This is a genomic window from Hymenobacter sp. HDW8 (assembly GCF_011305775.1).
Classification (GTDB): Bacteria; Bacteroidota; Bacteroidia; order Cytophagales; family Hymenobacteraceae; genus Hymenobacter; species Hymenobacter radiodurans.
On sequence record NZ_CP049907.1, the window covers coordinates 2758079 to 2773176 of the forward strand.

Here is a 15098-nt window from a genome sequence, read left to right on the forward strand (position 1 = left end):
ATAATATTTAATCTAATCCATTTGGTAGAAAAAATATTAATTTTCCTTTTAAATTTTACTATATATTGATTTGTATGGGCTTTATAGTATTGCGCTATAGGCTTTTAGCACTAATCAATAAATTATCAATCAAACGCACTTCTGCCAGCCATGCAGCAATGCAGAGAGCTACGTCTTGAGGCTGTGTAAGTTCTTCTACTGTTTGTAAGGTGCAAGCATCAGCTATTTCAAAATACTCCAGCGTAATGGCTTCTTCCATTGCCAGAAATTGGAGCACCTCATTCTTTACACTAGCTACAGGCCGGTTCTCTTCTAATAATCTGGCACCCAATTGTAAGGCTTTATAGAGTTGGGGGGCTTTTTTTCGAGCCTCAACCGACAACCGCCTATTGCGCGAGGACATAGCTAGGCCATCAGTCTCGCGAACGGTAGGGAAAGTGATAAGCTCCAAATCAAATGACAAGTCAGCAACCAACTGGCGAATGATGGCAACTTGCTGCAAGTCCTTCTGGCCAAAATATGCCCGATGGGGGCGGCTCAGGTGAAACAACTTGCTTACTACCGTAGCTACCCCATTAAAATGACCGGGACGGTGGGCCCCTTCCATCACTTGCTCCAGAGAGCCAAAATCGAAGCGTAGCTTGCTCTGCTCAGGATACATTTCCTCTACTGAGGGCAAGAATAGCGCTGTGCAGCCAGCCGGCCCGAGCAAAGCAGCGTCAGCTTCGGGCAGGCGCGGATAAAGCCGAAAGTCGTCGGGGTTGTTGAACTGAGTCGGATTAACGAAAATACTGACTACTACTACGTCGTTTTCAGCGGCGGCGGCTTGTACAAGTCGCAGGTGACCATCATGTAAGGCGCCCATAGTAGGCACTAAACCAATGCGTTGACCTTCACGGCGCCATTTTTCAGTTTGGGCTTGCAACGCGGCGGCCGATTGCAGTATCTCCATAAGGTAGAAGGCCTGCGGGAAGGACCCGCAGGTGGGTTTTATTGAACTTTCGCTTAAAAATGTTTAATTTTGTGCATCCAAAACTATTGCCTCTTACTTAATCACCTCTACTAACCCGATATGTCCAAGTTGAGAATACTCTATGCTGCTACGGAAATCAATCCGTTTTTGCAGACGACCAAGGTAGCGGAGTTTCTGCGGATGTTGCCGCAAGGCATGCAGGAAATGGGGATGGAGATCCGCATTTTCGTTCCTCGTTTCGGCATTATCAACGAGCGTAAGAACCGGTTGCACGAGGTAGTTCGCTTATCGGGCATCAACATTGCCGTGGGCGAAGAAGAGAAGCCGTTGATTATCAAGGTAGCATCTATTCCTAATGCTAAGCTTCAGGTTTATTTCATCGATAACGAGGATTATTTCCACCGCAAATCAGTGTTGGTGGATAAAAACGACAAGTTCCACGCCGACAATGACGAGCGCGCCATCTTCTTTTGCAAAGGTGTGCTCGAAACCGTGAAAAAATTAGGTTGGGCTCCCGACATCGTTCATTGCAACGACTGGATGACTGGCTTGATCCCGATGTACCTGAAAACGACGTACAAGAAAGACCCGATTTTCAAAGATGCCAAGTCGGTGTTTACCATCTATAATAACGAGTTCGACCACAAATTCAGCGGTGACATCATTGAGAAAGCGAAGATGCTGGACATTGATGACAAAATGCTGGCTGCGCTGAAGTCAGCGGACTACGAAGGCTTCATCAAAGTTGGGATGGATTATGCTGACTCGGTAGTAAAATCTGATGAGGACTTCAGCGACAACATGAACGCTATGTTCACTGAGTATGCCCAGAATACCCAGAAGAAGTGCATCGGTCAGGTGGGCGCCGACGAGAACTTGTTGACTTCTTACTACGCGCTTTATAATGAATTGGCCAGCTAGCGCCTTCCGCCTCACCGCGACCCTCTGCTTTTCTGCCGCTTTCCTGCTTACTACTAGCTGCGACGACCCGAATGACATTCGGGTGGAGTTGCCGGGCACGGCCCCTATCACCACCGACTACAGCGAGTTTAAAGCGCCCGTAGCCACCATTCTGCAAGACTCGCTGGAGACGCTGAAAGCCGACAACTTTTTGGTTGGCCGAATTAGTGATGCAGCGCTAGGCACTACCACGGCCCGTTCATTCCTGAATTTGCAGGTGAATATGCCGGCTGACTCACTGCCTGCCAAGTTCAGCGGCACTGTACTTGACTCGACGTTAATGGTCATGAGCTTTGACCAGGTTTATGGCAGTGCGACGCAAGCCGTGCGCTTCGATGTGTCTGCCTTGCAGCAGAGACTAGACGACCGGAGTTCTTACAACGCCAATACATCTGTCCCAGTAGGTCAGGTTATTAGTGCTAACGTCGCTGGCTCGCTCAATCGAACTCGTCGGGAGCGGCAACGCATTGCATCTACCGTTACTACCGATACGGCTACTGCTGTTGTAACGGTTCAGGACCGCCGGGTAAGGCTCGCGCTGTCGCGCCCTGGTCAGACTCCGGGACTACTGGGAGGTGTTTTTTCGAGTTTGCAAAGCGAAACCTTTACTCAGACTCAATTAGATGCTCTTTGGAAGGGCATAGCTGTTGCGCCAACTAATAATTTCACAGGTACAGTTGTAGGTTTCAATCGGGCCAACGACCTGCGGGTAGTATTTTACTACCACGATGCTACTACCCCGAGGAAGTGGCGCTCGTATTCCGTTTATTTTGGTAGCCCACCCCGTGGTGCTAGTGAGGCCGCGACGAGCATCAACCTCAATGCGCCGCGCTACTTCACTCAGATTACCAGCGACTTATCAGCCGCTGGACCGTTTGCTCGTCTCACAAACGGTTCAGCCGCGGTAACCTCTGCTGAAGCAGGTAGTATTACTTACGTACAGGAAGGCGTAGGTTTCGGCACTCGTCTGGATATTCCGGCTGGCCTAAAAGCGCTAAAAGATCGGAAGGACATCGCCATCAACCGCGCTGAACTAATTGTGCCCGTAAAGCCATTTGCGAATGCTTTATTCCCGTTGCCACGGCGGCTTTATCTATACGAAGCCAATGCTAACAATCAGGTATTGCAGAGCTTAACGAATAATTTTCGGACGGATCGGGTAGTATTAGGCGATAGTATCGGAGCCCAAGGACAACGCGTAGAAGCTCAAGCGCGTTTTTATGACTTAGGGAGCAACAATAAATATTATAGCGTTCTGATTACGAATTACGTACAGAACTACATATACACTCAGACGGATGCCACCCGCCCGGCTACATTGATTCTTTCTCCCACACTTCGGACACTACCCACCCTCACCCTTAACCGAGCTGTACTCGACGCTGACAACATCACGCTCCGCGTCTATTATTCTAAATTGCGCTAGCAATTTGTCCCCCAGGCGGCCTCAGCACGTCGGCACGACCTTTGTGCCGGAGGCGGGCCGTCTTTTTTTCTTTCAAAACTATATTTCCTGACGCGCTATGTGCGGAATCGTTGCTTACATCGGCTATCGTGAAGCCTGCCCCATTATCATTAAAGGTTTGCGCCGCTTAGAATACCGCGGCTACGACTCGGCCGGTGTGGCCCTGCTCAATGGCACCCTGAACGTATACAAAAAGAAAGGTAAGGTTCAGGAGCTTGTTGATTTCATTGAGGAGAAAGACACGCACGCACAGATCGGGATGGGTCATACGCGTTGGGCAACGCATGGTGAGCCCAACGATGCTAATGCTCACCCGCACTATTCAACCTCCGAGCGCATTGCCATTATTCACAATGGCATTATTGAGAACTACGCAGCGCTAAAAACTCACTTGCAGCAGCAAGGCCACGTATTTCATTCAGATACAGATACCGAAGTCTTTGTTAATCTGATTGAGGAGATCAAGAAGCAGAACGGCTGTTCTTTGGAAGAAGCCGTGCGCTTGGCTCTGCACGAAGTGGTAGGCGCTTACGCAATTGTTGTGTTGAGCAAGGACAACCCAAACCAGCTAATTGCGGCCCGCAAAGGCTCGCCGTTGGTTATTGGGGTTGGCAAAGACGAGTTCTTTCTTGCCTCCGATGCGACGCCCATTATTGAGTACACTAATGAGGTAGTGTATGTAAATGATTATGAGCTAGTCGTTATTCGGGATGGGAAGCTGGAAATTCGCTCGAAGGAAGATGTTAGCCAGACGCCGTACATTCAGAAGCTAGAGTTAGAACTCGAAAGCATCGAAAAAGGTGGCTACGAGCATTTTATGCTCAAAGAAATTTTTGAGCAGCCTCGCTCTATTCTTGACTCCATGCGTGGCCGTCTGGAACTGGAAGCTGGCCATTTGAACATGGGTGGCGTGCGGGCCTATGAGCAGAAATTCGTGAATGCTCAACGTATTATCATCGTAGCCTGCGGCACGTCTTGGCATGCTGGGTTGGTAGCAGAATACTTGCTCGAAGACCTAGCGCGCATCCCAGTAGAAGTAGAATATGCTTCGGAATTCCGCTACCGCAATCCGGTTATTTCGGAGCGCGACATTGTTATTGCCATTTCTCAGTCGGGCGAAACTGCTGATACACTGGCTGCCATTGAACTGGCGAAAAGCAAGGGTGCTACCATTTTTGGAATTTGCAACGTAGTGGGCAGCAGCATTGCCCGTGCTACTGATGCAGGCGCGTACACCCACGCCGGCCCCGAAATCGGCGTAGCTTCCACAAAGGCATTTACGGCCCAAGTAACGGTGCTTACGCTGCTGGCGATGATTGTGGGCCACAAGCGCGGCACCTTATCCGACGTGAAGCTGCGCGAATTGATGGTGGAATTGAGCAATATTCCCTCGAAAGTAGAACAAGCTTTGCTGCTCGATACGGAGATTCGGCAGATTGCCGAAATTTTCAAAGACGTTCCAAACTTCCTGTATTTAGGCCGCGGCTACAACTTCCCTGTAGCCTTAGAAGGTGCACTCAAGCTAAAGGAAATCAGCTACATCCATGCGGAGGGTTACCCAGCCGCTGAGATGAAACACGGCCCTATCGCTCTGATTGATGAAAACATGCCGGTGGTGGTTATTGCCACCAAAGACAGCTCCTACGAGAAGGTTGTCTCCAACATTCAGGAAGTGAAAGCCCGTAAAGGCCGCATCATTGCAGTGGTAACTGAGGGCGACCAAGTGATTCCAGCTATGGCCGAATTCGTGATTGAGGTACCCGCGACAAGTGAGGTACTGATGCCGCTCGTGTCGGTAGTCCCTTTGCAGTTGCTGTCATATCACATTGCCGTATTGCGCGGCTGCAACGTCGATCAGCCTCGTAACTTGGCTAAGTCGGTGACGGTGGAGTAACACATCTAATTCACAAAAAAGCCCCCCAGAATGTTTCTGGGGGCTTTTTTGTGAATTAGACTATAATGTAAAAGACTCGCCGCGCAAATACATGGTTTTCAGCAGCGGGCACACTTTGTAGCGTTCGTCATGGGTGTCCTGCCACATAGCCTCTAACACAGCATACACACGGCTAACCCCAATCAGATTGGCCCACTCAAATGGCCCACGCGGATAGCTGGTGCCCAGTTTCATGCTTTTGTCAATATCCTGGATACTGGCTGTCCCTTCCTGCAACGTATAACAGGCTTCGTTGATAATCATGCAGATAACTCGTGGCGTGACTAGGCCCACGCGGTCCTGCACCACACGATAGCCAGTTCCCAACGCAGCGCAGATTTCGGCGAGTTTGTTAGCATCTGCTTCATTGTATAGACTGACTTCCAGCAGCGGCCGATTCAGCAGAGTTGGCAAGCCACAAAAGCCAAAGTATAATTTGTGAGGCTTACCATTCTCGTCTTCCCATTGACTATCCGCCAGCGAATTCCAAAGTACTTCGGCGAATATAGGAAAGGTAAATTCCTCTAGCCAACGTGTAACTCCGTAACGATCAGAAGGAATACAAAAGGTAAATGCAACGTCAGCGCTGACCGCAGCAGCATCTATAATGTGCTGGATTTCTTCCCAATCTCTTTCAGGACCATTTTCGGTATCAATGAACGTATACTCGTGCGTCGGCCCAAACTTTTGCCTAAACTCGGCTTCTACATGATTGCCATCAATAATCAGCAGGTGCATATTTTCTCGTAAGTTTCGGCCTAAAGATACCTTCCATCCTCACAACCCCACCAAAATGCCCCCCACCATCATTTATTCCCCCGACGCACCGGCTCCCATCGGTCCTTATAGCCAGGGTATTCAGGCCGGCAATACGGTTTACGTTTCGGGCCAGATTGCCTTGGATGCGCACACCGGCCAGCTCATAGGTAACGGCGACGTAACGACCGAAACGCACCAAGTAATGCGCAATCTGCAAGCTGTGCTGCAAGCGGCGGGCCTTACCCTGCGCGATGTGGTGAAGTGCAGCATCTTCGTCAAAGACCTCGGGAATTTTGGACTGATTAACGACATCTACGGCAGCTATTTCGAGGCCGACTATGCCCCGGCCCGCGAAACGGTGGAAGTTAGTCGCTTACCAAAAGATGTGCAGGTTGAAATTTCCTGTGTAGCCGTCCGGGCCTGATGTGTTTAGGCGAACAGATTATCGCACACAAGACTAACGCTACTATCACCCAACGACAAAACCGCCTGAGTCAACCACCGACGGGCGGTTTTGTCGTACCTTCGCGCCGCGTTTTCTGAGTCTGAGCGCGACTATTTGTTTGTATGGAAAGAGAAGTTCGGGTGCGATTTGCGCCCAGCCCTACGGGGCCGCTGCACATTGGCGGCGTGCGCACCGCGCTGTATAATTATCTACTGGCCCGCAAGCTGGGGGGCAAAATGCTACTGCGCATCGAGGATACGGACCAGAACCGCTTCGTGCCCGGTGCCGAAAAGTATATCATGGAGGCCCTACACTGGGCGGGCATCGAGATTGATGAAGGTCCGGAGCAAGGCGGTCCGCACGCGCCCTATCGGCAGAGCGAGCGAAAGCCGATGTATCGGCAGTACGCGCAACAGCTCATCGACAGTGGCCACGCTTACTACGCCTTCGATACTCCCGAAGATCTGGATGCCATGCGCGCGCGCCTCACGGCCGCCAAGGTGCCGAATCCGCAGTATAATGCCATTACGCGCAACCAAATGCGCAACTCTCTTACCTTACCTGAAGATGAGGTAAAGGAGCTATTGGCTAACGATACACCCTACGTTATTCGCCTGAAGGTGCCCCGCAAAGAGGAGGTACGCTTCCAGGATCTGATTCGAGGATGGGTAGTTGTGCATTCCTCTGCAATTGATGATAAGGTGCTCATGAAGTCGGATGGGATGCCAACCTATCACTTGGCCAACATCGTGGACGACCATTTAATGGAGATTACCCACGTGATTCGGGGTGAAGAGTGGCTGCCTTCGGCGCCGCTGCACGTGCTGTTATACCGCTATCTGGGCTGGGAAAGCACTATGCCGCAGTTTGCCCACTTGCCCCTGCTGCTCAAGCCCGATGGCACGGGCAAGCTTAGCAAGCGCGATGGCGATAAGCTCGGTTTCCCCGTTTTTCCTCTCGAATGGCATGGCATCGACGGCGAAACTGGTCAGCCGACTGTGAGCAGTGGCTACCGTGAAAGCGGCTATCTGCCGGAGGCGTTCATCAATTTTCTGGCCTTTTTGGGCTGGAACCCAGGTTCGCAGCAGGAGCTGTTCACTATGGACGAGCTGATCGAGTCTTTCTCGATTGAGCGTGTGAGCAAGTCACCCGCCCGCTTCGACCAGAACAAAGTGCGCTGGTACAACGAGCAGTATCTGCGTGCCAAGCCCGATACGGAGCTGGCGCAGTACCTGCTGGCGGCTTTGCGCGAGCACAACATTGAGTGCTCGGAGGAAAAAGCTGTACTGATTGCCGGCGTAATGAAGGAGCGTGTGACGTTTCCGCAGGATTTCTGGCGTGAAGCGCAGTACTTCTTCGAAGCCCCAACTACCTACGATGAGCAGGTAATTGCGAAGAAGTGGAACGCGCCCACGGCCGCCGCACTAGCCGAATTTGCTCGTGAGTTGCCTACCTCTTCCGACACTTCGCCCGACGGCATCAGAGCTTTGCTTACGCAGGTACTCGAGCGTCAGGGCATCAAAATTGGGCAGGTTCTGCAAGCACTGCGCGTAGTGGTGACAGGCGTTAGCGCCGGTCCCGATCTGATGGCCACAATGAGCATTATCGGGCCTGCTGAAACTGCGCAACGCATCGAAACGGCCGTGCAGAAGTTGCCTCAATAACCTAGGCGGAAGGGCAGTGTTCTTTGCTAGCACTACTTTCCGCATCCACTACAGGGGCCGCGCCGTATTGCTACGGGGCGGCCTTTGCGTTTTGGAGCAGGGTGCTGTGACCTAACACACCGAAAACGGACGACGATATGGCTAAGAAACCCGTCAAAAAGAAGAAAAACGACCCGGAAAAGAAGGCCAGGGTGCATAAAGACCTAGAAGGTTTTGAGATAAAAATCAACCCGCTGGGCGAGATCACCTCCACCTATACAATCGAAGAGGTCAACCAATTTCTGAATCGCCACGTGCGCGACAAGAAGTTGGTGAACCGCGATGGGCAGTTTGGTGAGAAAATCGAGGAAGACGAAGATTTCCCGCTGGAAGAGGGCACGCCGGAGCCGGAAGAGTCGGAGGAGGAGTTCATGCGTCGCACGAGTCGCGAGGCGAAGAAGCCCAAAAAAGCCCCCCGTAGTGCAGCCGATGACCCTGATGAGGACGAGATGATTCCCACCACCGAATCGCCAGAATAGCAGCACATCACTTTACTCAAAAAAGCCCCCCAAAGGTCGTTGGGGGCTTTTTTGAGTAACAGCTACTTACGCTGAGCGCTGCCTTTGCCGAAAGCCCAAATTAGCATCTCAATCTCTCAAGCAATCATAGCATTTCACTATACTTGAGAAAATTTTGTTCTTCTATCTTTCGCTATGCAATCTCACGACGTAGACTACCGCATTCTGGGCAACGATATTCAGGTCCTCGAAGTAGAACTCGACCCCAATGAAACCGTCATTGCCGAGGCCGGTGCGATGGTATACATGGACGAGGCCATTGCTTTCGAAACGAAGATGGGCGATGGGTCGGAGCCCGATCAGGGATTGATGGGCAAGCTGTTTTCGGCCGGGTCACGCTTGCTGACGGGTGAGTCGTTGTTTATGACGCACTTTACGCATCGCGGTGGCCATGGCAAAAGCCGAGTGGCGTTTTCGGCACCCTATCCCGGCACCATTCTCCCGCTTGATTTGCGCACTCTACCGCAAGGATTAATTGTGCAGAAGGATGGCTTTCTGGCAGCGGCGCGAGGCACTAAGGTTGCTATTCATTTCAACCGTCGCCTGGGCGCGGGCATTTTCGGCGGCGAAGGCTTTATCCTTCAGAAACTAACTGGCGATGGCAAAGCCTTTATTCACGCCGGCGGTACCATCATTGAGAGGCAGCTCAACAATGAATTGCTGCGCGTCGACACGGGCTGCGTAGTTGCCTTCGAGCCCAGCATCGACTTCGACATTGTGCGCGCTGGGGGCTAAAATCGATGATTTTCGGGGGTGAAGGATTGATGCTAGCCACCCTGCGCGGCACGGGTAGAGTCTGGATTCAATCGATGCCCGTGAAAAAACTGATTCAGGCGCTTATGCCTAATGGCGGCAATGCCAGAAAGGAAAGTGGTGGTATACTAAGCAGCTTCCTGGAGGAGTAAGCCCACGGGTTAAACTTGCCCCTCCACTATTGAGGCAATTCTTGGCTCTATGCTATTGCGCGGCTTTACTAACCGTCGCTAAAGCTGCGTGGCTATGAATCCGATGCTGATTACTAATGTGCAAACCAAGACGCCAAGTAACCCCATGGTTACGATGGCACTCAGCGAAGAAAGCTCGCCATTATTAGCAGTAGCATTGCGGCGGGATACATAGGGGCGGGAGCGGGTAGTAGGGGCGGGCACAGTGTGAAGTCTAATCGTTTGAGATTTGCACAAAGTCAATACCCGCGTAATATATCAACAATAATGCCGTCTAAAATAGTTATATCTCATCTTTATTTTCGCGTATTCTCTAAACCTATAAAGTGCTAGAGCACAAGTCTCGTTTCAGCAATACTTAGCTTAGAGCTTTCTCACCGATTGCAGCTTACCCGTATTGTACGTTTCTATTTTTTCTGGCTGTCCAGTCGGCGAGTACGAAGTCCAGTCGCCCAGCCAGTAGAAATGGGCATCGGTGGCGTCAGTCTCGAATTGGGCCTGCCCACGTTTTGCTACCCGACCATTGGGGTGATAGTACGTGATAAGCTGCCGGCCAGCCGGCCGACGCAAGTAAACTTCCTGCCGCTCAAGCTGCCCAGCAAGGCTATAATACCGCCAGCGCCCTACTGGCTGACCATGCTTAAATCGCCCCTTGGTGCCTATTTTTTGATATTGCTCATCGTAATAAGCGTTCCAGCGGCCGTGCCGCTCACCAGTGCGGTCGTACTCATTAAGCGACCAAAAACCGATGGGGAGTCGGTTGCGGGAGGTAGCGGTAGAAGCGGAACTAGCACAAGACGAGAGCCATAGCCCCACGGCTACAATCCAGAGTTTCTGACGCATGCGAGAAATGGTTGAGGTTAAAGCGGAGTAACAACAACGCACTGGACGCCACCAGGAGTTTCACCTGAAGATCCGGATTTCTTTAATTATCTACTTTGGGCTTAGTTACCTGATGTTCCATTTATAAAACGCGCATAATTTCGTCGAGCAGCTCACGTGAGTTGCTGAGGCGGGGCACTTTATGCTGGCCCCCAAGCTTGCCTTTACTACCCAGCCAACGCTCAAACGTGCCCGCTGGAGCCACCGTAAGCTGGGGCGGGGCTAGGGCCATATCGCGGTGCCGCTTGGCGTCGTAGTCGGAGTTAAGCTGGCGTAGCGTCTGGTCGAGCACAGCAACGAACTGATCGGGACTGGGGGGCAAATTTGTGAACTCAATAAGCCATTGGTGACCGCCGCGGGAAGTGGCTGAGGCATCAAAGTAGATGGGAGCAGCCGTATAGTCGCGTACGGTGGTATTGGTGGCTCGGCAGGCAGCGGCAATAGCGGCATCGGCGTTTTCAATCACGACTTCCTCCCCAAAAGCGTTCAGAAAATGCTTGGTGCGCCCGGTAATGCGTATTCGATACGGCGCAAGGCTGGTGAAACGCACCGTGTCACCAATTTTGTAGCGCCACAGGCCAGCGTTGGTGCTAATTACTAATGCGTAGCTGTGGCCAAGTTCTACCTCCTCAAGCTGAAGCGTACGTGGGTTTTCTGCTTCGAACTGGTCAGCGGGAATGAATTCGTAATAAATCCCGTGGTTGAGCAAGAGCAGCAAGTCCTCTGAGTTGGGCTCGTCCTGCACGGCAATGTAGCCTTCCGAGGCATTATAGATTTCTAGGTAACGCATCCGCTCGCTCGGAATCAGTTCTTTGAACAGCGCTCGATAGGGCCCAAAAGCCACCGCGCCGTGCAGAAAGAGGCGCAGGTTAGGCCACACTTCCGTGATGTTATCAGCGCCAGCGAGGGCAGTTACGCGCCGCAGCAGAAGCATCATCCAGGTGGGCACACCAGCCAGAGTGGTTACATCTACGTGCTGCACGTGGCGAGCTATGCGCTCAATTTTCTCTTCCCACTCATCCAGCAACGCCAGTTCCAGCGGGGGCGTGCGCAGAAACTCGGCCCAACGAGGCAAGTTCTGCATAATGACGGCCGATACGTCGCCGACGCGGGAATCGGAGTCGTCGGGGCGAAAAGGATTGGGGCCATGCGTGCCGCCCAAAGACAGCGTTTTGCCCCCCAGAATCTTTTCCGCTGGATACAGCGTCGTGGCCAGCGCCACCATGTCGCGGCCGGCGCGATAATGCCCCGCATCCAGCGATTCACGCGTGACGGGAATGTATTTGCTCCGCGCGTTGGTAGTGCCACTAGATTTGGCAAACCACGTCACGCGGCCGGGCCATAGCACGTCGGGCTCGCCGCGCAAGACGCGCTCAATAGCGGGGTACAAATCTTCGTAGCTACTTACGGGCACACGCTGGGCTAGCTCACGGCCGTCGAAGGCATCAGCGAAGCCGTAGCGCTGCCCCCATTCCGTAGCTCGCGCCGTGTGCAGCAGTTCCTGCAACAGCTTGCGCTGCACCTCGTGCGGGTGATTTCGGAAGTGGTTAATAGCAGTTAGTCGCCGCTGCAGGGCCCACGTCAGGACGGAATCAATCATGGAAATAGTGGGATTGAGCGGTAATTTGGCGAATAGTTACAAACAAAAAACCTCTCCTATCAAGCTCAGCCCGATGTGAGAGGTGAAAGCCTGATTTTAGCCTTCGCTAGATCTTGCGCTTGTACTCGAAATGCTTGCCTAGGTATACACGGCGCACGGTTTCGTCGGCGGCTAGCTCTTCAGCAGTGCCCGCTTTGAGCAACTTACCCTCAAACAGCAGATAGGCCCGATCCACGATGCTGAGCGTTTCGTTCACGTTGTGGTCAGTGATGAGGATGCCGATATTCTTATGCTTGAGCTTGGCTACAATCCCCTGAATCTCCTCTACGGCAATGGGGTCAACGCCGGCAAAAGGCTCATCGAGCAGCACAAACTTCGGATCGACGGCCAGGGCACGGGCAATTTCGGTACGGCGCCGCTCCCCACCGGAAAGCACCCGACCCAGGTTTTTGCGCACGTGCGTAAGGCTAAACTCATTGAGCAGTTCCTCCACTTTATCACGCTGCGCTTTCTTAGGCAAGTCGGTCATTTCTAGCACCGCCAGAATATTCTCTTCCACCGTCAAATCGCGGAACACGGACGCCTCTTGGGCTAAGTAGCCAACGCCGCGCTGGGCCCGCCGAAACATGGGCAGCTTGGTAATATCTTCATTGTCAAGGTGAATGGAACCCGAGTTAGGCTTCACCATACCCACAATCATGTAAAAGCAGGTGGTTTTACCAGCCCCATTCGGCCCCAGCAAACCCACAATCTCGCCCTGTTCTACGGTCACGCTCATGTCGTTGACTACGGTGCGGGCTTTGTAGGTTTTGATAAGGTGGTCGGCGCGTAGAATCATGGGGTAAAGGTAGGACGGTTGGCGGGGTTTCAGCGTATCGAAAACAAGCGGTCAGGCTGCCATAAGCCGCCTGACCGCTATCTGTTTGTTCTATCAGTTACGCTTTCGGGGCGAGCAATTGGGTGCGTAAGGCTTGCTGAGCAGGCGTTGGGGCAGGGCTGGCCTCTACTACGTTAGTTAGCTCGACCTCAAACTCCTGGGGCGAGGCTTGGCGCTCCTGGGGGCTTTTTGGTCTTTGGATTGGAAACGCACCTTCACTGGTGCCGTCGAAGTGGGCTCCACCAGTGGGCGCAGAAGCTTTTCCGCGTTCGACATATCCAGCTTGGTGCCGTTCACGGCCAGAATCACATCGTCGTCCTTCAAACCAAACGCGTTCTGATCGGGCGCGGTAGAAGCTACCTTAAACTGCTGTTTTTCGGTGTCGTAGCCGAAGCCTAACCGGCCAAAGGCAAGCACTTTGCTTTGCTCTGTAGGCGCGTAACGCCAGCCGATTTTGGCGAAATACTCGGCGTAGGGCAAAGGCTGGTTACCGATAACATACTGATCGAAGAACTGCTGAATTTGTGGATTGGTGAGCGCCACAATTTCCGGAATAAGCTGGCTGTCCTCGAAGGAGCGCGTGGGGCCGTACTTCTGGCGCAGTGTCAGGAGCACGTCGCGCAGGCTCTGGCGGCCCTGGCTTAGCTCCTGAATACGAATATCGAGCAGCAGACCAATCAGCGCGCCCTTATCGTACACGTTCTGGTACATATCCTTGTAGGGCGGCACTAGAATATTGCGACTCATTTCCGTAAACGACACGTCCTTGAACTTCGAGGCGTTGTCGATTTTCTCCTTCATCTTTTCCCGAAACGCATCGGGCGTTACCAAGCCGCCACGTACTTGCACGAGTTGAGCGAAATATTCGGTTACGCCCTCATACAACCACAAATGCTGCGACATTTTGGGGTCGCGGAAGTCGAACTCACCGATTTCGCGGCTGTGAATGTTCAGCGGCGCCAACATGTGCAGAAACTCGTGCGAGGCTACTTCCTGCACCATGCTACGCAGGCGCGCCGAGTCGGGAAACTCAGGCAGAAAGTACACTGAGGAGTACGAGTGCTCCATGGCTCCAAAGCCGCCGTCTTTGCTGATTAGCGGCGAGCCAAGGGCCGGGAAATACATCAGAAAATGGTACTTCGGCACGGGCATTTGTCCAAAAAACTGCGTCAATGCTTCCGCCATCGGACGCATGATTTCGCGCACGTCAGCAGCCTTTATCTGTCCCGTTTCCGACACAACTGATACGCCAATGCGCGCGCCGCCAGTAGCAAAGCTCGTCGTATCGGGGCGGCTATAAAGGATTGGGCCGTCGGCTAGGTCCACATAGTTAGGCGCGGTGTATACATCCTGGGTGGGCGTGGGGGCCTTTTTTTCCAGAGAAGTGGCACCATATAGGTCGGCGGGCTTCGCCACGGTTACCTGGTAAGGAGCCATTTTGTAGCCCTCCAAGTAGCCATAAAGCCCGTAGTGGTTGAGCACATAGTTGTTGCCGGCTTCGAAATTGGTGCCGCCGGGCTGGAAGATATAATCGTCGCCCTGCTTGGCATCCCAGGTATCATCAACCAAGTATTCGAGGCGCGCCAACCCTTTCGCTTTGTTGATGACAAACAGATTAGGATTCGGCTGCGTGACTTTCAGGGCTTTGCCTTTTTTATCGAAAGCCTTGAAGTTGGTGACGAAGCGGCCGTAGTCTTTCTTGGAGTAAGAGCCGGGCACCACCGAGGGCATTACGTAGGACACCTGCGACTCTTTTACGGGCGGCGTATTCACGACTACCCGCACCTGGTCATTGGTCACATTCTGCAAATCGACGGCAATCTGATAGCCTGCGGAGGCAGGTTGCTGCGCCTGAGCCGCCACGGCGGCCCCTAATCCAAGCCCGAGGGCAAGACCAAGAATTTTCATGCAATAAGGATATCGGGGAATGAAAGGAGCGGTTAAAACGAGCGCACAAGGTAACCATTGCTCTTCGCGAATTCTCCTCAACGCAGAATTGCCAAGCCGGATTCCCTATACTGCATACCGGCGCTGAATAC

At 52.7% G+C, this 15098-nt stretch carries 12 protein-coding genes and 1 pseudogene; 7 read left to right on the forward strand and 6 right to left on the reverse strand.

Going from position 1 to position 15098, the window contains the following annotated elements:
* Positions 1–94: 94 nt before the first annotated feature.
* The gene (gene panC / locus G7064_RS11675) at positions 95–952 is read right to left on the reverse strand and encodes a pantoate--beta-alanine ligase (RefSeq protein WP_166073712.1); all 858 of its coding nucleotides are present in this window, start codon (positions 950–952) and stop codon (positions 95–97) included.
* Between the two features lie 120 nt (positions 953–1072).
* Here panC and G7064_RS11680 point away from each other — a divergent pair, with 120 nt between their 5' ends.
* The 3 genes from G7064_RS11680 (at position 1073) to glmS (ending at position 5292) form a co-directional block, all read left to right on the forward strand.
* The gene (locus tag G7064_RS11680) at positions 1073–1894 is read left to right on the forward strand and encodes a glycogen/starch synthase (RefSeq protein ID WP_133271191.1); all 822 of its coding nucleotides are present in this window, start codon (positions 1073–1075) and stop codon (positions 1892–1894) included.
* Complete coding sequence (locus G7064_RS11685) at positions 1878–3359, forward strand: DUF4270 family protein (RefSeq protein ID WP_166073713.1); 1482 nt, start codon at positions 1878–1880, stop codon at positions 3357–3359. Before G7064_RS11680 ends, G7064_RS11685 begins: the two co-directional genes overlap by 17 nt.
* Before the next feature lie 97 nt (positions 3360–3456).
* A complete protein-coding gene (gene glmS, locus G7064_RS11690) occupies positions 3457–5292 on the forward strand; it encodes a glutamine--fructose-6-phosphate transaminase (isomerizing) (protein ID WP_133271189.1) in 1836 nt (611 codons plus the stop codon).
* Between the two features lie 60 nt (positions 5293–5352).
* Here the strand turns inward: glmS and G7064_RS11695 are convergent, their stop codons facing one another.
* Positions 5353–6069 carry a 3-hydroxyacyl-CoA dehydrogenase family protein gene (locus tag G7064_RS11695; RefSeq protein ID WP_166073714.1) on the reverse strand — a complete coding sequence of 239 codons (717 nt, stop codon included), beginning with the start codon at positions 6067–6069 and terminating at the stop codon, positions 5353–5355.
* A 55-nt stretch (positions 6070–6124) separates the two neighbouring features.
* Here G7064_RS11695 and G7064_RS11700 point away from each other — a divergent pair, with 55 nt between their 5' ends.
* From G7064_RS11700 to G7064_RS11715, 4 genes and pseudogenes are all read left to right on the forward strand, one after another.
* The gene (locus G7064_RS11700) at positions 6125–6514 is read left to right on the forward strand and encodes a RidA family protein (protein ID WP_166073715.1); all 390 of its coding nucleotides are present in this window, start codon (positions 6125–6127) and stop codon (positions 6512–6514) included.
* Positions 6515–6657: 143 nt separating this feature from the next.
* Positions 6658–8199, forward strand: a complete 1542-nt coding sequence (gltX, locus tag G7064_RS11705) for a glutamate--tRNA ligase (RefSeq protein WP_166073716.1) — start codon at positions 6658–6660, stop codon at positions 8197–8199.
* Positions 8200–8336: 137 nt separating this feature from the next.
* Positions 8337–8717 (forward strand): hypothetical protein, encoded by a 381-nt coding sequence (locus tag G7064_RS11710; protein ID WP_166073717.1) that lies wholly within the window; start codon positions 8337–8339, stop codon positions 8715–8717.
* Between the two features lie 174 nt (positions 8718–8891).
* Positions 8892–9661, forward strand: a pseudogene (locus G7064_RS11715) (TIGR00266 family protein).
* 402 nt (positions 9662–10063) lie between these two features.
* On the opposite strand, the gene G7064_RS11720 reads toward G7064_RS11715, so the two are convergent.
* The 4 genes from G7064_RS11720 to G7064_RS11735 all read right to left on the reverse strand — a co-directional run bounded on the left by G7064_RS11720 (position 10064) and on the right by G7064_RS11735 (position 14967).
* Positions 10064–10543 carry a hypothetical protein gene (locus tag G7064_RS11720; RefSeq protein ID WP_166073718.1) on the reverse strand — a complete coding sequence of 160 codons (480 nt, stop codon included), beginning with the start codon at positions 10541–10543 and terminating at the stop codon, positions 10064–10066.
* A 121-nt stretch (positions 10544–10664) separates the two neighbouring features.
* Positions 10665–12182: a GH3 auxin-responsive promoter family protein gene (locus tag G7064_RS11725; RefSeq protein WP_205711112.1), complete on the reverse strand. Its 1518-nt coding sequence runs from the start codon at positions 12180–12182 to the stop codon at positions 10665–10667.
* 106 nt (positions 12183–12288) lie between these two features.
* Entirely contained in the window at positions 12289–13020 is a 732-nt protein-coding gene (gene lptB / locus G7064_RS11730; RefSeq protein WP_133271182.1) for an LPS export ABC transporter ATP-binding protein, read from the reverse strand.
* Positions 13021–13197: 177 nt separating this feature from the next.
* Positions 13198–14967, reverse strand: a complete 1770-nt coding sequence (locus G7064_RS11735; protein WP_166073719.1) for a peptidase M61 — start codon at positions 14965–14967, stop codon at positions 13198–13200.
* Between the last annotated feature and the right edge of the window lie 131 nt (positions 14968–15098).